Source organism: Eubacterium segne (assembly GCF_014287775.1).
GTDB classification, from domain to species: domain Bacteria; phylum Bacillota; class Clostridia; order Lachnospirales; family Lachnospiraceae; genus Eubacterium_G; species Eubacterium_G segne.
On the sequence record NZ_JACOOZ010000001.1, the window covers coordinates 439400 to 458917 of the forward strand.

Here is a 19518-nt window from a genome sequence, read left to right on the forward strand (position 1 = left end):
ATATTTTCATGAAAGTGTTGATTTTTTACTAAACTTATTATATATTTACTAAAAAGGATAGATTCGGAGGTACAAAATGATTAACTCAGGAGAAATATTAAGAAAATTTGAAAATAAAGAATTTGACGATGTATTGATAAAGCTTTACCCGGACAATAGGGAAGCCATTAATTATCAGAGAAAACGTTATACTGATATGATTAATAAAAGTATTTCTTTGTTTGGTGACACAGACGTTGAAATATACAGTGCTCCAGGAAGAACGGAAGTAGGCGGTAATCATACAGACCACCAGCATGGCGAGGTTCTTGCTGCTTCCATCAATCTTGATGCCATAGCTATAGTTTCTAACAATTCCCATAATAAGATTAATATATATTCCATAGGATATGCACCTATAGAAATTGATTTAAATAATATTTCCTACAACAAAGAGGAAGAAGGCACTACAACTTCCATTATTAAAGGGGTATTAAATGGTTTTACTAATCACGGCTTTAAAATCGGAGGATTTAACGCCTGCATAACCAGTGATGTGTTAAACGGTGCAGGTCTTTCATCTTCTGCTGCATTTGAAACCCTTATAGGCACTATTCTTTCAGGGCTTTTTAACAACATGACTATTTCTCCTGTGGATATTGCCATTATCGGTCAGTATGCTGAAAATCAGTTTTTTGGAAAACCTTGCGGATTAATGGATCAGATGGCATGTTCAGTAGGTAATTTTGTTCACATTAATTTCAAGAATCCGGAAAAACCTGTTATAGAACAGGTTAATTTTGACCTGAATAAAGAGGGATATTCTCTTTGTATCGTGGACACAAAGGGTTCCCATGCTGATTTAACAGATGATTATGCCAGCATTCCTTATGAAATGAAGGAAGTTGCCGCTGCCATGGGTAAAAATTTGTTAGGTGAAATAAATAGTGAGGAATTTTTTAATGAAATTCCCGTGCTTTCTAAAAAAGTCAGTTCAAGAGCAATTCTTAGGGCAATTCATTTCTTTAACGAAAACAGACGTGTTCAGGTTGAAAGTAAGGCATTAAAGAATTACGAGTTTGAGGAATTTTTGCACACTGTAAAGGAATCCGGAGATTCTTCTTATAAACTTCTTCAAAATATTTATTCTCCAAAGGACGCCACAAATCAGCCTATTTCCCTGGCACTTACCCTTACGGAAAACTTTTTGGGTGATGACGGTGTGTGCCGTGTTCACGGCGGTGGATTTGCCGGAACCATTCAGGTTTTCGTAAAAAACAGTATTGTTGATGAATATAAAAAATATATAGAAAAAGTTTTTGGAACTGATTCCTGTCATATTTTATCCATTAGAAACGTGGGAGGTACCAAAGTATGTTAGATACATATATTAAACAATTAGTTACTTACGGAATAAGGAAAGATTTAATTAAAGAGGCGGATAAATATTACTGCATAAATACTATTATTTCATTATATAACAGGGATTATTTTTCAAATCCTGATATAGATAATGACCTTCCCTCTCTTAATGAAATACTTAAGTCTTTAACTGATATTGCAGTAGAAAAAAATCTCATACCTGACAGCATAACCTACAGGGATTTATTTGATACTAAATTAATGGGTTGTATCACTCCTATGCCTTCACAGGTTCAGGAGAATTTTAAAAAGCATTATGAAATATCCCCTAAAGCTGCAACAGATTTTTACTATAATTTCAGTTGCAATACTAATTATATTCGTTTAGACAGAATTGCAAAAGACTTAAAGTGGAAAGTTAATTCTGATTACGGAGAATTAGACATTACCATTAATTTATCCAAACCTGAAAAAGATCCTAAGGCAATTGCTGCTGCAAAGAATGTTAAGTCCTCTGACTATCCTAAGTGTTTTCTTTGTAAGGAAAATGAGGGCTATGCAGGTCATGTAAACCACCCTGCCCGGGAAAATCACAGGATTATTCCCTTAACTCTTAATGGTACCCCGTGGTATCTTCAATACTCCCCTTATGTGTACTACAATGAACACTGTATTGTGTTTAATGGTGAGCATGTTCCTATGAAGATAGACAAATCCACCTTTGTAAAGCTTTTTGACTTTGTTAAAATGTTTCCTCACTATTTTATTGGTTCTAATGCAGACCTTCCAATTGTTGGAGGCTCCATACTAAGCCATGACCATTTTCAGGGAGGAAATTATACTTTTGCCATGGCAAAGGCTTCATCATTATATTCATTTAATGTAGAGGGATACCCTAATGTTTCCTGTGACATATTAAAATGGCCTTTATCAGTGATACGACTTACTTCAGATTCCACTGAAGATATTATAGACTTAGCTGAACACATTCTTAATAAATGGCGTAGTTACACTGATAGTGATGCTTATATTTTTGCCAAAACAGACAACGAGCTTCACAATACCATTACCCCAATTGCCCGTTTTAGAAATGGTAAATATGAGCTGGATTTAACTCTCAGAAATAATATTACTACTAAAGAGCATCCTCTTGGGTTATACCACCCTCATGAGGAGCTACACCATATTAAAAAAGAAAATATCGGGCTTATAGAAGTAATGGGACTGGCAGTTCTTCCATCAAGGCTTAAAGAGGAAATGAATCTGCTGGCAAATTATATAATAAATGAAAAGGACATTTCCTCAAACAGTCACATAGCAAAGCATGAAAAATGGGTCAAAGACATTCTGACCCATAGAAATGACATAACATGTGATAATATCTTTTCCGTTTTACAGGATGAAATAGGAAAAGTTTTCATAAAAGTTTTAGAAGATGCCGGTGTTTATAAGTGTACCCCTGACGGACTTACATCCTTTAAAAAATTTATAAACACCTTATAATATCCTCCCGGAACTATCCTTTTAAATGCTTTTTATATTAATTTAAGGGATAGTTCCTTCTCATAAACAAATTTTATTTTGTAAGAAAATGTTCCCTGTTAGGGTACTTTTCTCTGTATGCAGATAAGGCTGCATTCTGAAAAATCTCAAATTCCCTGTCTAAGTGAAACATATGAGGGGTATAAAAGGCAATTGCACTTATTTGTTCAGCAATCTTTTTTGCCACTCCTTCATCAGATAATTGCCCCAGACCAAACACAGCAGATGTAAATCCCCTTCCGTTTTTACTGGTTTCTATAAACTTTAAAAATACATTTTTCATTTCAAGAAACAAAATTTTCTTCTCCTTAGTGCTTCTTTCACAGGCATTAAACAGGTATAATCCATTGATAATTTCATATAGCTCTTTCTTTTTGCTTCCCCCTATATCCATTGCATTTCTTTCAGACAGACTTTTCATCTGCATAAGATAACCCATAAACAAATCTTTCTTAGGCTTTCTTTTTCCGTACCTGGCAATCCATAATTTTTCCATAAAAAGCCCTATTTCATCTTCTAATTTATGGTCATTTAAAATTTCCAGTCTTGCTTCCGGGTCTGTTTCATTATAAAACTCCCTAATCCATGTATCCTCCATATAAATCTCCTGTGCTCCTTATCTTCCTATAAAACTATCTACACTATCAATATCTACCTTTTTATACTGGGAAACATAATATTTGCCCTGATTTAAGTTGTGACCTTGCAAACTGTTTCCTTTAAAAACATCAACCACTAATTTTGCTATTTCCATAGCCTGGTCTTCTTTATCGTTGTACACTGTTCCCTGCATTTTCCCGTTTTTTATTGCCTCTAAAGCATCCTCTAATCCGTCAATTCCAAATATTATAGGCATCTCTTTCTTTCCGTACCCCGATTTTTTGTATGCGGCAACGGCTCCTAATGCCATCTCATCATTATTGGAAATAATCAGTTCTATTCTGTTTTTATACTGACTTATTAACTGGGTAACTCTGTTTTCCGCCTGACCTCTGTTCCAATCTGCAAACTGATAGCTTAATTTCTCCAAGTCAATTCCATTTTGTATAATTGTCTTTACTGAGCAATCTGTTCTGCTTATGGCATCCTGATGTCCTGCTTCACCCTCTAATAAAACATATTGTATTTTGCCGTCTTTATTTTTATCCACATCCGGATGTTTCGCCAAATAATCTGCAACGATTTCTCCCTGCATAACTCCTGACTGCTCTGCAGCACAACCAACATAATATAGCTTGTCCCACTGCATAAGATCTTCCCTTACAGGCTCACGGTTAAAGAAAATTATAGGTATGTTATTTTGTCTTGCAAGCTTAATAATCTTCCCCGGTGCAGTTCTGTCCACCAAATTGACACACATTATATCGCATCCTGCATCTATCATTTCTTCAACTAATTCATTTTGATTTCTCTGGTCATCATCGCCATTTCTTCCTGACACAATTATCTTCATGTCATCACTTTCCATGGCCTTTAAATCTTCCTTAACCTTTTCTACCATTGCATTTATAAAAGGATCATCCTGAGTATATGTAACTATACCCACCCTTAAAATGTCATCTCTGCTTTTTTTCTTCTGACTACATCCTGTAGCGGTACATATAAGTACAATTCCCATTACAAATGCAATAACTGCCTTCTTATTTATTTTACTCATAAGAATATAAAAACCTTTCCATTTCATCAGTAAATAAATCTTTCTGATAAATTACTTTTGCCTTAACATTGTAACTTTTCATTTCATAAAATAATTTGTTAAGCTTTTTAGAAATTTCCATAACACTTCTATAACCTATATCATAACTATCAATAGCAACAATACAATTTACATTTCCGTTATCTAACAAACTTATGGATTTTTCGCTGCTGCCTATACCGTATATCTGTGCCCCATTGTACACCCCGTTTTCACTGTTTGCTCCCAATTCATCTAAGGAATAATTGTCCATTGCCACCAGATAATCTACCTTTGATTTGGTTTTCACAATGCTGCAAATATCCTGGTCCCGTATTCCACTGTAAGTCCATGCCACCTTAATATCTGAATCTTCTATGGCATCCATAAAACCTTTGTATGTGTTGACAGTTTTTTCTTTTTCGTGCTGGTCTAAAATAACTCCTATTTCCTTTGTTTTTCCTCTGGCTGAATCATTAACAATGCTTTCTCCTAACTTGTAACCAATTTTATAATTGTCAGGCTTAATTACAGGATAACCCGATTTTTCCCCGTCATCTCCCATAAAAGCATCTTCCACTATAAATATAAATGGAATATCGCCACAGATTTTCTTTATTTCATTTTTTGTGTTTGATCCGGGAGCCGGACAGATAATAAATCCCTCTGCCCCATTGTCAATCTGTTCTTTCATCAGTTCCTTTTCGTCCTGAACGCTATAAATATCATCTGTGTTACATATAATTAAATGTAAGTTATTAACTTTTGCCGCACTTTTTAAACCATTTATTAACGAATCCCAGTTTTTATCACCGGAATTTTCCACAATAACTGCAATCTTTTTTTCCGGTGTTTCATGGTCAAATATTCTATATGTGAATAATACTGCCAACATACACAATATTATTTCCGTAATGAGAAAGGCCGTCTTATTTTTTTTCATTTTCATCCTTCCTTCCTATGTTTTGATTTTCCAGATTTTTTCTGTTTTCTTCATTAAAAGGAATTGCAGGTATGTGAATGGTAACTTTTGTTCCTTCGTCTGCTTCACTTTCTACACTTAAGCCATATTGGTCTCCAAACATTAATTTAATCCTTGAATGAACGTTTATAACCCCTACTCCTGAACCATGCTTAGGGGTTTTACTATTATCCTTAAGTATATTCTCAACTACTTCCTCTCTCATTCCCATTCCGTTATCTTCCACGGTTATAAATATATCGTCATTTATTTTTTTACCTGTAACAACTATTTCGCCGTCATCTATATCAATGTCTCCCACACCATAATATATGGCATTTTCCAGTATCGGCTGTATAACAAGTTTGACAATACAATAGTCATTAATTTCATCATCCACGTCAAATCTGATTTTGAATCTTTCCTTATACCTTACCATCTGTATATTCATATAGCTTTTGCTATGCTGTAATTCATCAGATATTTTAATTATGGTTCTTCCCTTTGACAAACTTATTCTAAGTAACTTGGCAAGCTCAGAAATCATAAATACCGCTTCTTTGTTTTTACCGGCTTCAACCATCCATGTGATGGACTCCAATGTATTATATAAGAAATGAGGATTAATCTGGCTTTGTAGGGCATCCATTTCACTTTTTCTTCGTTCATTTTGCTGTCTTATGATTTCCTTCATTAAGTCCTCAATTTGCTCATAGGATTTTTGTACTGAATATCCTAAATCCCTGATTTCCGAGGAACCTCCAATATATATTCTGTTTTTACCCCCTGCCTCGTAGGATTTTACTGAATCATTAAGATTTAATATAGGTCTGGATATTTTTCCCGATACTATTTTGTTTACCACAAGAAGCATCATAATTAAGAAAATAATGGTTATGATAACGTAATACCTGAATTTATTTATGCTTATTGTCTGAATTTTATCAGGAACCACACCCACAACTTTCCATCCTGTATAGGCAATACTACTTATAATATAGTTTGCCCTGCCTCCATTGAGATTTAATTCATAGGTTCCATCTTCATAGCCTGCAATCCGGGTACTGTCTTCCGAAATAATTCCCCTGTCTATTTCCACCTTTCTTGGATGATAAATTAATTCTCCATCGCTGTTGCACAAATAATAATATATTCCATTTGTATCTTCATTAATTCTATCTAAAGCTTCTTCTATAATGGAATACTTCATATCTATAAGTAAAACACCACTAACCGGCGTTTCCCCATCATTAATATCTACGGAACGGCTTAGGGATACCACCCGGTAATATTTAAAAGCTCCGTCGGTAAATAAATTCTGTATGTGAGGTGTGGAAAAATGGATGTTTTCAATTTCATCTGTGGCATTGGAAAACCAATCCTGTTGTTTTACATGGGCATTTTCTTTCTCTGATGCTACAGGTTCAGCTGCAATAAGCTTTCCGGAAGTATCATATAATGCCATACTTTGTATTTTGTCCGAATTAATTTCATATAATAAACTAAACTCTTTATTAAGCATTTGGTCTGATACATCATATTGCTGAACAATATTATAATTTGCCACATTTGAGATCTGCCTAATATCAAGAAGGTCTCCGTCTATTTTGTCTACTACACTATCTATAATGTCTTCTGCACCGGACACAGAGGTTTCTTCCGCTGAAATCTTAAATCTGTTATAAATAAGCAGTCCCATAATTATAGTAGTAATAATCGTTAATGTGGTTAAAACTGCCATAATAATAGACTGAATATCAAATCTCACCGTTCCTTCACGAAAAGACCTTATGCCGCCTTTTTTATTTTTTCCGTCTGCTTTTTTTATTTTATCCACTATTGCCATATTTCCCGTAATTATTTACCTAATTTCTCATTTCTATATTTAGATGGAGATACTCCATATTTTTTCTTAAATACATAACTGAAGTAATTGGCGTCGGTATATCCCACCATTTCAGCTATTTTGTAGCTTTTTTCATTTGTATCCATTATTAATCCTGCAGCAATTTCCATTCGGTAATCTGTAAGATATGTAACAAAGGACTTACCTACTTCCTTTTTAAACACAGATGAAAAATATGAATTTGATACTCCCATTAAAGAACATACTTTATCTAAGGATAAATCCGGTTCCATATATCTGTCCCTTACTATGTTCTTTCCGTCATTTACTAAACTCATGGACTTGCTGTTTCGGACACTTTTTAATTTCCCGCTTACACCTAATGAACAGTCAATTAACCATGATTCCAATGTGTTTTCGTCCATTTGAGGAACATTTTCATAAGGATTATCTATTCCATTTAAAAAGTCGTTAAAGTCCATAAAGTTGTTGGCACAAAATCTGTAAAATGCCCCTACCATTTCCATTATTACTAAATTATACTGGCTGACTGTATTAGCATTTTTGTGTAATTTTTCTATTTCCCTGCTAACTGCATCTTCTATGGATTTACTGTTTCCTAAATATATTGCCTTAAATAAATCATGCATTTTTGAATCTTCTGACTGTATAGTCATGTTTTGCTCATTAGGTGCAATTTCTTCTATATTAATTGCCCTGTTGGTTCCATATAAAACCCTGTATGATACTGCCTCTCTTGCTCCTTCATAAGAACTGTTTATGTTTAATATATTATCACACATTCTGCCTATACCTGCTGTAACCACGGCACCGATAACCCTGTTTACCCATTTGCAGAATTTGTCACAAATATCCGTAAATTCCACCATTTTTTCTTTAGAACTTAATTCAATAATTAATACCGTATTTCCTAAATAAATAAATTCCCTGCAATTTATTCTTTCGGCAATTCTTTCCTTTATTTCCCTTTCAACAGACATTGACAATAACAAAGGTTCCATATTTTCAGGAACATGATGAGTGGATGTATGGAAAACTGCACAGCAATAATAGGGTCCCTTTAAATCAATTTTATAGGAATCCACAAATTTTGAATATTCCCCTTCATCAACTCTTCCTTCAATTAATGAAACAAATAAATTGGTCTGAAGTATTGGGAGTACATCATTAAAATAATTCTCAAGTTTCTGAACATTTAATTTTTCTTCTCTTTCTACATCTAATGAATTTTTTACCCTTTTTAAACATTCAGTTAATTCCTGGGAATTGATGGGTTTTAACATATATTCTTCAACCTCAAGATGAACTGCTTCCTTTGCATATTCAAATTCATCAAATCCCGTAAATATAATAATGTGAATATTTCTGTAATCATCATTAAGCCTTTTAGATAACTCAAGGCCATCCATATAAGGCATCTTAATGTCAGTAATAACCACATCCGGCTGTGTCTTTTCAACAAGCTCTAATGCCTTTACTCCATTAGTTGCACTGCCAACTACCTGAAATCCCAGCTGGTCCCAGGCTATTTTTTGTTTAATTACATCAATAACTTCTTCTTCATCATCTACTAGAATGACCTTATATTTATCCATAATACTTTCCTTATTTAATAGTTATTTTATCCTGTATTTCTATTTAATTATTATAACAAACAATTAAATCAAATAAAATAATTAATGCTAAAATCGTCCTAACTGCCCTTAGACAATTAGAACGACTTTTAGCATTTATCATTTAAAAAATTTTATTACTTTTCCATTATTTCTTCTGTACATATTTAAGGCAGTCAAGTGTTACTGCTGCAAGAATAATGATTCCTTCAAAAATAAACTGAAGGTTTGTATCAATTCCAAGAATTGTAAGTGAATATGTAAGAGATGTAAATATAAGAACACCTGTTACAACACCTGAGATTTTACCAATACCACCTGTAAATGAAACACCACCTACTACGCAGGCTGCAATGGCATCCATATCCCATCCTTGTCCATAAGCTGCACTACCGGAACCAACCATTCTGTTACATTCAAGCCATGAGCCGAATCCATAAAGGATACCTGCAAGAATGAAAGCTCCCATTGTAACTTTAAATACTGATATACCGGAAACTGATGCTGCTTCAGGGTTTCCACCTACTGCAAATAAGTTCTTTCCAAAGGTTGTCTTATTCCAGATAAACCATACAACTGCTATTGCAACTACTGCCCACAAAATAATTGTTGGGAATCCTCCCAGCTGTGGAATAAATATATTTGGAATTGCCGGATCAATGGCACCAAATGAAACACCCTTTGTTGCATAAGTTACAAGACCAAATATAATAAGCATGTTAGCCATAGTTGATATAAACGGATGCATTTTAAACTTCGCCATAAAGAAACCTGCAATCATTGCAAAGCATGTTGTAAGAATAATACAAACAACTAAAGCAAATACTGCTCTTCCAGCAGGTGCCATATTGGAGAAATCAAATATATGTCCGAATACACCACCTGTGTTAATGCCATTATGCATTATAATTGTTGAAGCAACCATGCCCATACCAACCATACGTCCAACAGAAAGGTCTGTTCCTGTTAAAAGAATCAATCCTGCAACTCCAAGGGCTAAGAACATTCTTGGTGATGCCTGCTGTAAAATATTAAGTATGTTTGTGTATGTAAGAAGCTGTGTATTTTTAACTACCGGTGTAATTGCACATAATGCAATAAAAATCAAAATAATTACAATATACAAACCGTTTTTGTATAAAAACTGTGATAAATTAAATGTATATTTATAATTCTCCATTCTCTGCTGCATCTTCTGGGCAAATGTATACTTTGATGTACGCAGCAAATCAATTAAATGATACTTATGCATATATGCATCATGTTTTCTGTCTTTAATTTCCTGACATTTTGATTCATGAGTCATCTTAGCATCATATAATTTATTTTTATAAACATATTTTTCGTCTTTAATTTCTTCTGAATCTGATAATTTGCTTAAAGCAGCTTCATGTTCCTTTTTTAATTCAGCACAAACTTTTTCATAATTTGTTTTTTCAACTGCTTTTTCACTTTCACAACTAGCTGAAACTTTACTGTAATACTGGCTGTCATAATTTTTTGAAAGATATTCTTCTGCCTGGGCAATAAGCTTTGAAACTTCATTCTTGTTTGAGCTTTCAACTGCCTTTGCCTTTTCTAAAGCCTTTTTGTCACTTTCAATAATTTTTGCCTTTTCTTCTTTAGTTAAATTCTTGTTTTCCTTTACAATTGCCATGTGGTTCTTTAAACTTCTGACTTTATCTGAACCATCTGCACGTAAGGAATCTATTTGTTTCTGTATTTTTCCAACATATTCATCTATCGGCTTAAGAAGCTTTTGTTCTTCATCAACCGAAAGAATAACACCTTTCTCTGCCATATTAAATACTCCTCTCTCCTACAAATATTTAGCACTAAGCCTTAATAATTCTTCCTGATTTGTTTCATTTGTATTAACTATTCCTGCAAGATGTCCATTAGACATTACGCCAATACGATTTGTGATTCCTAATATCTCCGGCATTTCAGATGAAACAACTATTATTGTTTTTCCCTGTTTAGCCATATTAATAATCAACTCATATATTTCATATTTTGCGCCAACGTCAATACCTCTGGTAGGATCATCCATCATAAATACATTTGGTGAACGTTCAAGCCATTTACCAAATATTGCTTTTTGCTGATTTCCTCCTGAAAGATTTGAAATCATATCATCAGGTCCCATACACTTGGTGTGCATTACCTTTATTTCCTCTGCTGTTGCACGAACCATGTCATCCTTTGATAAAGCAATGCCTCTCTTATAATGATTCATGTTTGCAATGGTAGTATTAAATGTAATATCTCCTTTTAAGAAAAGACCGTTTGCTTTTCTTTCTTCCGTTATTAAAGCAAATCCATGATCCATGGCATCTTTAGGTGATGAAAAATTCATTACTTTTCCATCATACATTATATTACCTGCTGCTCGTGTTCTGACACCAAATATAGTTTCAAGGAGTTCTGTACGACCGGCTCCAACTAAACCGTATAATCCAAATATTTCACCTTTTCTTATATCAAAAGAAATATTTTGAAGTTTTGGTGCATATTTTGTAGAAAGATTTTCCACTGAGAAAATCACTTCTCCCGGTTTGTTGTCTACAGGTGGGAATCTGTTATCTAGGGAACGACCAACCATAGCCGATATCAGCTCATTCATATTTGTATCTTTGCTGTCCTTAGTCATTACCAGACTTCCATCTCGTAAAACAGAAATTTCATCACATATCTCAAAAATTTCGTCCATCTTATGGGATATATATATTAATGAAATTCCCTGACTTTTTAGTTGTCTCATCATTTTAAACAGCTTTTCTACTTCCGGTGCTGTTAATGATGATGTAGGCTCGTCAAGTACGATTACCTTTGAATTATATGAAATAGCCTTTGCAATTTCACACATCTGTCTCTGGGACACAGACATTTTCTTCATTGGCTGTGTCATATTAACAGTTATTCCTAATTTTCTAAATAAATCGGAAGCTTCTTTTTTCATTCTTCCTTCGTCAACCATGCCTAATGAGTTTTTAGGATATCTGCCTAAAAACAGGTTGTCAACAACGCTTCTTTCGAGACACTGATTAAGTTCCTGATGAACCATGGCAACCCCGTTTTCAAGAGCATCTTTTGGACCGGAAAAATTAACTTCCCTTCCGTCTAATATTATTGTTCCTTCGTCCTTTTGATAGGTTCCGAAGAGACATTTCATCATTGTCGATTTACCTGCTCCATTTTCACCCATAAGGCCCATTATTGATCCCGGTTTAACATTCAAATTAATATGTTTCAGAACCTTATTTCGGCCGAATGATTTACTCATGCCGTTAATCGACAGGATGTATTCATTCTTATCTTCCACCATATCTACACTTCCTCTTTCTTTTTCAAAGAAGGGAGGCTTTATTTCGCCACCCTTCCTGTTAATTATTTCAATTTACCTTTAACTCTATTTTGAGAGAATTGATGTATATGAAGCTGCATTATCTGTTTTAACCATGTTAATTGCGAATGCATCATATTCACCCGGATTTCCTAAACGGTTAGTAATATTTGATTCTGTCTGTCCGTCACCACCAATATAATCTACCTTAAGGTTAAGAAGGTCATCATACTTTTCAAGTAATGGCTGGTATGTTGAGCTAAGGAAGTTGTCTGATGCATTGTAAATGTTAAGCCATACTTTCTTTTCTGCGCTCTTGCTTGAATCAAGCTTTTTTGAAACCTTGTCGTAAATCTTTGTTGAATCTGTAAAATCTTTGTAGTTGTCAGCTGTTACAGCAACGTTTAATGCGTAATATGATCTTTCTTCTTCGCTGTATCTGTAATCTTCATCCTTTGTAAGGCTGTTTCCTGCATCGTCAGGTGTTCCAATTCCTGTATCAATATCTACACCATCAAGTGCATTACGGAGAACTCTAAGTGTAAGGTATGCCTGAACATCAGCATGCTGTGAAATTGTTCCGCCGTATCCTTCTGCTATAGCTGCTACTGCATCGCTGTTAGCATCATATCCAAATGTTGGAACCTTGTTGTCCTTAGCCCATGCATTAAACATTGACATTCCCATACCATCATTATTTGATACAACTACATCAATCTGTTTGCCAAATGAAGCTGTCCATGTTCCAATGGCATTTCCTGCTGTTGCTGCATCCCATGTTGCACCGGCTGAATTCTTCATTTCCTGTGATGCTAACTCTCTGACTGTATATGTCTTTCCATTAACTTCCAAAGTTGCATCCTGTACAGCTTTTGATTTGCCGTCTACGTTGGTTCCTGCCGGTGATGAATCAACACTTCCGTCTTTCTTTACAGCTGTTCCGAGAGCTGTACGAACACCACATGTACGTGCGATTGAATCATTGTGTCCGATATCTCCGATGGCAAGAACATAACCGATTATTCCGTCTCCATTTCTATCGATTTTGTCGATGTTTGCCTTAATGTAATCTAATACCATCTGTCCCTGAAGTTCTGCACCCTGGTTAGCATCAAATCCTACATAATATGTATCTTTGTTGAAATTAAGTGCTGTTGTGTCAAGAGCGCCTGTGGAGCTGTTTGACGGTTGACGGTTAAACCAGCATAATGGCTTATCCTTATTTGCCACTGAACCGGTTGAAGTTCCTCCTGAACTTCCTCCTGATGATCCGCAGCCTACCATTGACATTCCAAGGGCTGCTGCAACTAAAACTGTTAAAAACTTTGATCTTCTCATCTTAATATTCCTCCTATTTGTTAATATTGTTGTTTTTTTCCTGTCTTTATTGACTAACTTTATTATAATTTCATTTCTTTTTAGAAAAAATAGAATATTTTTAGGTAAATTATCAAAATTTTACTGTTTTTTAACAATTTTTATAGGTATTTTTACTAAAATCGTTTTTATGTTAAAGGTAAAAAAATAGTATTCATGAAACTAAAGTTTAAAAAGTCTTTAATTTCCGAATACTATTTTTTAGTTATTTATTATGCTAATTACATTAAACTTATATTATCAATAGCTTCTCTTTCTTCCTTGGAAAATTCTGTATTATTTATACATCCAATGTTATCAAGAATCTGTGACGGTCTTGAAGCTCCTATTAGCACGCTGGTAATATCACCATCTCTCAAAATCCATGATAATGCCATTTGCGCTAAAGTCTGTCCTCTTTTTGCTGCAATTCCTCTTAATGCCTTAACCCTGTTTATTTTTTCTTCAGTTATGGCATTTTCTTTAAGGAAACGTCCATCTGTACGGACACGACTGTCCTCAGGGATACCGTTAATATATCTGTCTGTTAATACTCCCTGCTCTAACGGACAGAATGTTATTACTCCTATTCCATTATAAGCAGCATAATCTTTTAATCCGTCATTTTCTATTGTTCTGTCAAAAATGGAATATCTTCTCTGATTTATTATAAAAGGTGTTCCATATTCGTTAAACAGCTTAACAGCTTCCATGGTCTGTTCTCTATTGTAATTTGAAATGCCTATGTACAAAGCTTTACCGCTTTTTACAATTCCGTCTAAGGCTCTCACTGTTTCCTCTAAAGGCGTATTAGGATCAGGTCTGTGATGATAAAAAATATCAACATAATCCAGTCCCATTCTTTTAAGACTTTGATCAAGACTTGCCACAAGATATTTTTTACTTCCCCCATCACCGTAAGGTCCCTGCCACATACCGTATCCTGCCTTAGTAGAAACAATTATTTCATCTCTGTATGCATCAAGCCCTCTCTTTAATATTCTTCCAAAATTTTCTTCTGCCGCTCCTGCTACTGGTCCATAGTTATTAGCCAAATCAAAGTGAGTTATTCCATTGTCAAAGGCGGTATAGCACATTTCTGTCATGTTATCAAAATTTCCGTTAGAACCAAAGTTATGCCATAGTCCCAGAGAAACCTGTGGCAACATTAATCCACTGTTTCCGCACCTTGAATACTTCATTTTTTCATATCTTTTTTTATCTGCAATGTACATATTTTCATCCTTTCCGTGTAAATATACACTCCTGTCACGTTTATTATTAATGGTATTTTGTCACTTATAAATATTTTTGTCAATTTAATATTTTTTGCTGTTATCAATTATATTTTTTCAATTACTCCTTATTATTTATATTGCAAATAAAAGCCCGGAAACTGTTATTTACAATAGTATTTTCTAGTCTTTACTAGGTTTATAACAATTTCGGGCTTTTATAATATTTTATGCTTCCATCTGGCGTCCGAGAAATTCAGCCGCCACTCCTGCTAACTTCTGCTCCGTGACACTTACCTTCTGCTTTTCATCCTTTGAAAGAATGATTACGCTTCCTATTATGTCACCTTCACATATTATTGGATAAATAATCTGATCCATCTCAGGTGCTTCCATACCTTCAACTATTGGTATAGCCTTTTCAACTCCATTTTCTGTGGTAAGATTTTCCCTTGCTTCTAAGAGATTTTCTAATTCCTTACTAATTCCTCTGCCTATTAATTCCTTTTTGGTTCCTCCTGCTACGGCAATTACCTGATCTCTGTCAGTTATCACTATACGATATCCTGACACCTGTGCAAGACTTTCCGCATATTGCTTGGCAAAACTGTCAATTTCACCTATTGGAGAATATTTTTTCAGAATTATTTCTCCTTCTCTATTAGTAAAAATCTCCATGGGATCACCTTCTCTAATTCTAAGAGTCCGTCGGATTTCCTTAGGAACTACAACTCTTCCCAAATCGTCTATTCTTCTGACTATACCTGTTGCTTTCATATACCCACTTTTCCTCCATTATCAAATTTATAGTGATTTTGCTTTTTCTTATGTCTGGCAAAATCCCGTTTTGCTAAATAAAAGCTTTGGAGTTATTATGTGGAAAAATTAAGAAAATATTCTTTTATTCTACATATACTACTGTTGAATTTATGTTATTCTGTATCCTTAATATGTATAAATTCTTTTAGCATTTCCATATTAATGCATGTTGCAATATGCATAATCTCCTTCCACTTTAATAATTCTCTTCATGTACTTCAAAATAGCTCTGTGGATGATTACATACCGGACATACCTCCGGTGCCTTTGTTCCTACCACAATATGTCCACAGTTACGGCATTCCCATACCTTAACTTCACTCTTTTCAAACACCTGTGCAGTTTCAATATTCTTAAGGAGGGCACGATATCTCTCTTCATGGTGCTTCTCAATCTCTCCTACAGCCCTGAATTTTGCTGCAAGCTCAGGGAATCCTTCTTCCTCAGCTGTTTTCGCAAATCCCTCATACATATCTGTCCATTCATAATTTTCGCCTTCTGCAGCTGCCGCCAGATTTTCCTTTGTATCACCGATTCCTGCTAATTCCTTGAACCACATCTTTGCATGTTCTTTCTCGTTATCTGCTGTTTTTAAAAATAAAGCTGACATCTGCTCGTAGCCTTCCTTTTTCGCTACAGAAGCAAAATAGGTATACTTATTTCTTGCCTGTGATTCCCCTGCAAATGCCTCCTGTAAATTTTTCTCTGTCTGTGTTCCCGCATATTTGTTTGCTGCCATTTCTTTTACCTCCGTTTTCTTTACTACTTTTTCAAAATCTGATGCCGGGTGCTTGCACAAAGGACATATAAAGTCATCCGGTAATTCTTCGCCTACATATTCGTATCCGCAAATTCTGCAACGCAATATTGTCTGACCATCCTCCGTCTTTCCAACTTTCTCTGGCTTAGGCTTAATATTATTCTGGTAATAATCATATGTTACTGAAGGAACATTACTTAAAACTTCCATATCAGTTATCTCACCCATAAACATTGTATGGGAACCTAAATCCTCTGTTTTATTAACTGTTACAGAAATGTATGCATTTGTACCTTCTGTAACATAGTAAATACCGTTTGAACCTCTGGCACACTTTTCAAATGCTTCAAACTTATTAACATTCCTTCCTGATTGAAAGCCAAAATGTTTGAACAATTCAAACTGTGCATTCTGACTCAGGACCGATACTGTGAATTTTCCGGTTCTTTGAATCATATCATGAGTGTAATTTGCTTTGTTAACGCAGATACTTAACTGGTTTGGTTCTGAAGCTGCCTGAATAGCAGTATTAATGATACAACCATTATCTTTTTCGTCTTCCTTAGCGGTCAGTACAAACAATCCATAACTCAACTTATACATTGCTTTCCTATCCATATTTTTCCTCCTTTACCTTCTCCCTGCATTTTGAGCAAATACCTTTAAATGAAATATCATAATCCAAAAATTTAGTTCCATGAGTGTTATGAATTCTCTCCATCAAGTCCAATATTTCATCCATATCCACATCTGAAACCTCACCGCACTTTACGCATCTGACATGATAGTGATTTTTCAACGTAAAATCGAACCGGTTCGGTCCATCCGGGACTTCAACCTTTCTTAAAGCACCTTCTTCTACCAATATATCAAGATTTCTATATACAGTTCCTTTTCCAATTGTAGGATATGCTTCTTTAATAAAATCATACACTTCATTTGCTGTAACATGTCTTTTCATCTCGTATACAGCATTTCGTACCAGATCTTTCTGTATGGTGTTCCTTCTGTTTGTCATTCGTCCTCCTTATTAGGATTTATTCTTAATAAGGATTATATATCAGCATTTTAGAATTGTCAACAAGTTGTTGACGATTGCGTTTTTATGATTATGCAGGGACATGATATTCAGATAATTAATAAACGTAATAGTAATTTGTATATAGCTTTGTTATTTTAAAAAGACATATGTAAACAACCAAGGCGGATTGTCACGAATATTTGTCCGCAACAATCCGCCTTGATTAAATTCATTCCACCTATAAAACTACAAGCTACAACCTTCCACCGTACACAGGGAAACCGCTGCTTGCTCCATAGCTTTCAATTTTTTTAAAATTCTCTAGAATCTCCATATCTTCCCTACTAATTTCAAAATCTACATCTCCATTAGTTTTCATATGCTCCGGATTTCCGGTTTTAGGAAGTGATATGGTTCCCAGCTGTAATGTATATCTGATACACAACTGTGCAACAGAAACGCCATACTTATCTGCCATGTGTTTGATTTCCGGCTGATTTAATATCTCGCCATGGGCAATTGGTGAATATGCCTCCACGGCAATATCCTTCTTCTTGCAGAACTCTATAAGTTCCTCCGGTGTATTGCTGATATGGCAAAGAATCTGGTTTACCATAGGTTTAATTTCTGCCACTTCCAAAAGACTTTCAATATCTTCAATCTGAAAATTTGATACGCCAATAGCCTTTAATTTTCCTGCCTTGTATGCATCTTCAAGAGCTCTCCAGGCTTCTCTGTTACCCTCTACATATCTGTTTTCAGACTGATTTACCTCTACCCACGGCTGTGGACTATGAATAATCATCATGTCAAGATAATCAAGTCCCATCTTCTCCAAAGTCTCATCAATACTTTTAGCAGCTGACTCGTAAGTTTTGTGTTCTGCAGCAACCTTTGATACAACAAATAATTCTTCCCTTGGAATTTTGCAGTTTCTGACACCTTCACCAACTCCACGTTCATTTCCGTAAGCCTGTGCAGTATCGATATGTCTGTATCCCAAATCTACTGCTGCCTTTACTGCCTCTGCCACTTTGTCATCATCTATAAACCACGTTCCCAGTCCTAACTGTGGTATTTTTATGCCATTATTCAATGTAATTGTTTTGGTATACATTTATTTCCTCCTAACATAATATGTTGCGCCCACTCCCTCCGGTCAGCGGCAACTCGTCATATATTATTCCTATTTCAATTTTCCGTATTCTTCGTCTGACACAGCCTCGCACCATTCATTTGATGTTTCTTCTCCCGGAACTTCAACTGCTAAATGGCTAAACCAGCTGTCAGGTGCGGCTCCATGCCAATGCTTTACCTCCGGAGGAATATTTATACAATCTCCCGGTTTCATTTCAATGGCTTCTTTTCCTTCCTCCTGGTAGTATCCACGTCCGGCTACACACACAAGAATCTGTCCTCCACCATTCTTTCCATGATGAATATGCCAGTTGTTACGGCAACCCGGCTCAAATGTTACATTGAAAATTCCCACCTGATTGGTTGATACCGGTGCAAGATAACTCTTTCCTACAAAATACTTGGCAAAGGCATCATTTGGTGCCCCAATTGGAAATACCATTTCTTTTGCGTGAGCTCTCATTGCCTCATCTTCGTAAGGCAAATCCCCTTCATTTACATTCCACACCTCTTTTGCAAGGTTAAAAACTGCCCATCCCTTTGGCCAGCCTGCATAAAAAGCCACATGGGTAATAATTGCAGCAATTTCCTTCTGGGTAACTCCATGGGCCTTGGCATTTTCCAAATGGAATTTAAGAGATGAATCTGTAATTCCTGATGCCATAAGTGCCACAACTGTTATAATACTTCTTGTTTTTACGTCTATATCCTGATTGTTCCAATTTTCTCCAAAAAGAACATCATCATTAAAATGTGCAAATTCAGGAGCAAATTCTCCTAATGCATTTCTTCCTGCTGTCTGTGTTATTTTTGCCATAACAATTTCCTCCTATAAATGTTTCCTC

General features: G+C 35.2%; 16 protein-coding genes and 1 pseudogene. 2 read left to right on the forward strand and 15 right to left on the reverse strand.

Annotated elements, in window-relative coordinates; genetic code table 11:
* Window positions 1-76: 76 nt before the first annotated feature.
* Window positions 77-1360 (forward strand): galactokinase, encoded by a 1284-nt coding sequence (locus H8S00_RS02135; RefSeq protein ID WP_118589226.1) that lies wholly within the window; start codon window positions 77-79, stop codon window positions 1358-1360.
* Window positions 1354-2844: a UDP-glucose--hexose-1-phosphate uridylyltransferase gene (gene galT / locus H8S00_RS02140; protein ID WP_118589225.1), complete on the forward strand. Its 1491-nt coding sequence runs from the start codon at window positions 1354-1356 to the stop codon at window positions 2842-2844. Before H8S00_RS02135 ends, galT begins: the two co-directional genes overlap by 7 nt.
* Before the next feature lie 73 nt (window positions 2845-2917).
* On the opposite strand, the gene H8S00_RS02145 is transcribed toward galT, so the two are convergent.
* The 15 genes and pseudogenes from H8S00_RS02145 to H8S00_RS02210 form a co-directional block, all read right to left on the reverse strand.
* Entirely contained in the window at window positions 2918-3481 is a 564-nt protein-coding gene (locus H8S00_RS02145; protein WP_118589224.1) for a DUF6553 family protein, read from the reverse strand.
* A gap of 18 nt (window positions 3482-3499) precedes the next feature.
* Entirely contained in the window at window positions 3500-4540 is a 1041-nt protein-coding gene (locus H8S00_RS02150; RefSeq protein ID WP_118589304.1) for a galactose ABC transporter substrate-binding protein, read from the reverse strand.
* The gene (locus H8S00_RS02155) at window positions 4533-5501 is read right to left on the reverse strand and encodes a substrate-binding domain-containing protein (RefSeq protein WP_186839901.1); all 969 of its coding nucleotides are present in this window, start codon (window positions 5499-5501) and stop codon (window positions 4533-4535) included. The genes H8S00_RS02150 and H8S00_RS02155 overlap by 8 nt, the downstream gene beginning before the upstream one ends.
* Window positions 5488-7365 (reverse strand): sensor histidine kinase, encoded by a 1878-nt coding sequence (locus tag H8S00_RS02160; protein ID WP_186839902.1) that lies wholly within the window; start codon window positions 7363-7365, stop codon window positions 5488-5490. Before H8S00_RS02160 ends, H8S00_RS02155 begins: the two co-directional genes overlap by 14 nt.
* An 11-nt stretch (window positions 7366-7376) precedes the next feature.
* Window positions 7377-8981 carry a response regulator gene (locus H8S00_RS02165; protein ID WP_186839903.1) on the reverse strand — a complete coding sequence of 535 codons (1605 nt, stop codon included), beginning with the start codon at window positions 8979-8981 and terminating at the stop codon, window positions 7377-7379.
* 166 nt (window positions 8982-9147) lie between these two features.
* On the reverse strand, window positions 9148-10800 hold the full coding sequence (locus H8S00_RS02170) for an ABC transporter permease subunit (protein WP_021952144.1): 1653 nt from the start codon (window positions 10798-10800) through the stop codon (window positions 9148-9150).
* Window positions 10801-10818: 18 nt separating this feature from the next.
* The gene (locus H8S00_RS02175) at window positions 10819-12327 is read right to left on the reverse strand and encodes a sugar ABC transporter ATP-binding protein (protein WP_021952143.1); all 1509 of its coding nucleotides are present in this window, start codon (window positions 12325-12327) and stop codon (window positions 10819-10821) included.
* An 84-nt stretch (window positions 12328-12411) separates the two neighbouring features.
* Complete coding sequence (locus H8S00_RS02180) at window positions 12412-13683, reverse strand: substrate-binding domain-containing protein (protein ID WP_021952142.1); 1272 nt, start codon at window positions 13681-13683, stop codon at window positions 12412-12414.
* A gap of 260 nt (window positions 13684-13943) precedes the next feature.
* Window positions 13944-14936 (reverse strand): aldo/keto reductase, encoded by a 993-nt coding sequence (locus H8S00_RS02185; protein ID WP_186839904.1) that lies wholly within the window; start codon window positions 14934-14936, stop codon window positions 13944-13946.
* A gap of 228 nt (window positions 14937-15164) precedes the next feature.
* Window positions 15165-15713 (reverse strand): stage V sporulation protein T, encoded by a 549-nt coding sequence (gene spoVT / locus H8S00_RS02190; protein WP_186839905.1) that lies wholly within the window; start codon window positions 15711-15713, stop codon window positions 15165-15167.
* A 238-nt stretch (window positions 15714-15951) separates the two neighbouring features.
* Window positions 15952-16494: a rubrerythrin gene (gene rbr, locus H8S00_RS14035; protein ID WP_117947600.1), complete on the reverse strand. Its 543-nt coding sequence runs from the start codon at window positions 16492-16494 to the stop codon at window positions 15952-15954.
* Between the two features lie 42 nt (window positions 16495-16536).
* Window positions 16537-17133: pseudogene (locus tag H8S00_RS14040) on the reverse strand (flavin reductase family protein); the annotation flags it as partial.
* Window positions 17126-17533 (reverse strand): Fur family transcriptional regulator, encoded by a 408-nt coding sequence (locus H8S00_RS02200; RefSeq protein ID WP_021951728.1) that lies wholly within the window; start codon window positions 17531-17533, stop codon window positions 17126-17128. The pseudogene H8S00_RS14040 and the gene H8S00_RS02200, both read right to left, overlap by 8 nt.
* A gap of 256 nt (window positions 17534-17789) precedes the next feature.
* A complete protein-coding gene (locus tag H8S00_RS02205; RefSeq protein ID WP_186839907.1) occupies window positions 17790-18653 on the reverse strand; it encodes an aldo/keto reductase in 864 nt (287 codons plus the stop codon).
* A gap of 69 nt (window positions 18654-18722) precedes the next feature.
* A complete protein-coding gene (locus tag H8S00_RS02210; RefSeq protein WP_186839908.1) occupies window positions 18723-19490 on the reverse strand; it encodes a carboxymuconolactone decarboxylase family protein in 768 nt (255 codons plus the stop codon).
* Window positions 19491-19518: the final 28 nt, after the last annotated feature.

Bases quoted from the DNA above. Each gene is read 5' to 3' on its own strand.
- H8S00_RS02135 (WP_118589226.1), top strand. From the start codon at position 77: ATGATTAACTCAGGAGAAATATTAAGAAAATTTGAAAATAAAGAATTT.
- galT (WP_118589225.1), top strand. From the start codon at position 1,354: ATGTTAGATACATATATTAAACAATTAGTTACTTACGGAATAAGGAAA.
- H8S00_RS02145 (WP_118589224.1), bottom strand. From the start codon at position 3,481: ATGGAGGATACATGGATTAGGGAGTTTTATAATGAAACAGACCCGGAA.
- H8S00_RS02150 (WP_118589304.1), bottom strand. From the start codon at position 4,540: ATGAGTAAAATAAATAAGAAGGCAGTTATTGCATTTGTAATGGGAATT.
- H8S00_RS02155 (WP_186839901.1), bottom strand. From the start codon at position 5,501: ATGAAAAAAAATAAGACGGCCTTTCTCATTACGGAAATAATATTGTGT.
- H8S00_RS02160 (WP_186839902.1), bottom strand. From the start codon at position 7,365: ATGGCAATAGTGGATAAAATAAAAAAAGCAGACGGAAAAAATAAAAAA.
- H8S00_RS02165 (WP_186839903.1), bottom strand. From the start codon at position 8,981: ATGGATAAATATAAGGTCATTCTAGTAGATGATGAAGAAGAAGTTATT.
- H8S00_RS02170 (WP_021952144.1), bottom strand. From the start codon at position 10,800: ATGGCAGAGAAAGGTGTTATTCTTTCGGTTGATGAAGAACAAAAGCTT.
- H8S00_RS02175 (WP_021952143.1), bottom strand. From the start codon at position 12,327: ATGGTGGAAGATAAGAATGAATACATCCTGTCGATTAACGGCATGAGT.
- H8S00_RS02180 (WP_021952142.1), bottom strand. From the start codon at position 13,683: ATGAGAAGATCAAAGTTTTTAACAGTTTTAGTTGCAGCAGCCCTTGGA.
- H8S00_RS02185 (WP_186839904.1), bottom strand. From the start codon at position 14,936: ATGTACATTGCAGATAAAAAAAGATATGAAAAAATGAAGTATTCAAGG.
- spoVT (WP_186839905.1), bottom strand. From the start codon at position 15,713: ATGAAAGCAACAGGTATAGTCAGAAGAATAGACGATTTGGGAAGAGTT.
- rbr (WP_117947600.1), bottom strand. From the start codon at position 16,494: ATGGCAGCAAACAAATATGCGGGAACACAGACAGAGAAAAATTTACAG.
- H8S00_RS02200 (WP_021951728.1), bottom strand. From the start codon at position 17,533: ATGACAAACAGAAGGAACACCATACAGAAAGATCTGGTACGAAATGCT.
- H8S00_RS02205 (WP_186839907.1), bottom strand. From the start codon at position 18,653: ATGTATACCAAAACAATTACATTGAATAATGGCATAAAAATACCACAG.
- H8S00_RS02210 (WP_186839908.1), bottom strand. From the start codon at position 19,490: ATGGCAAAAATAACACAGACAGCAGGAAGAAATGCATTAGGAGAATTT.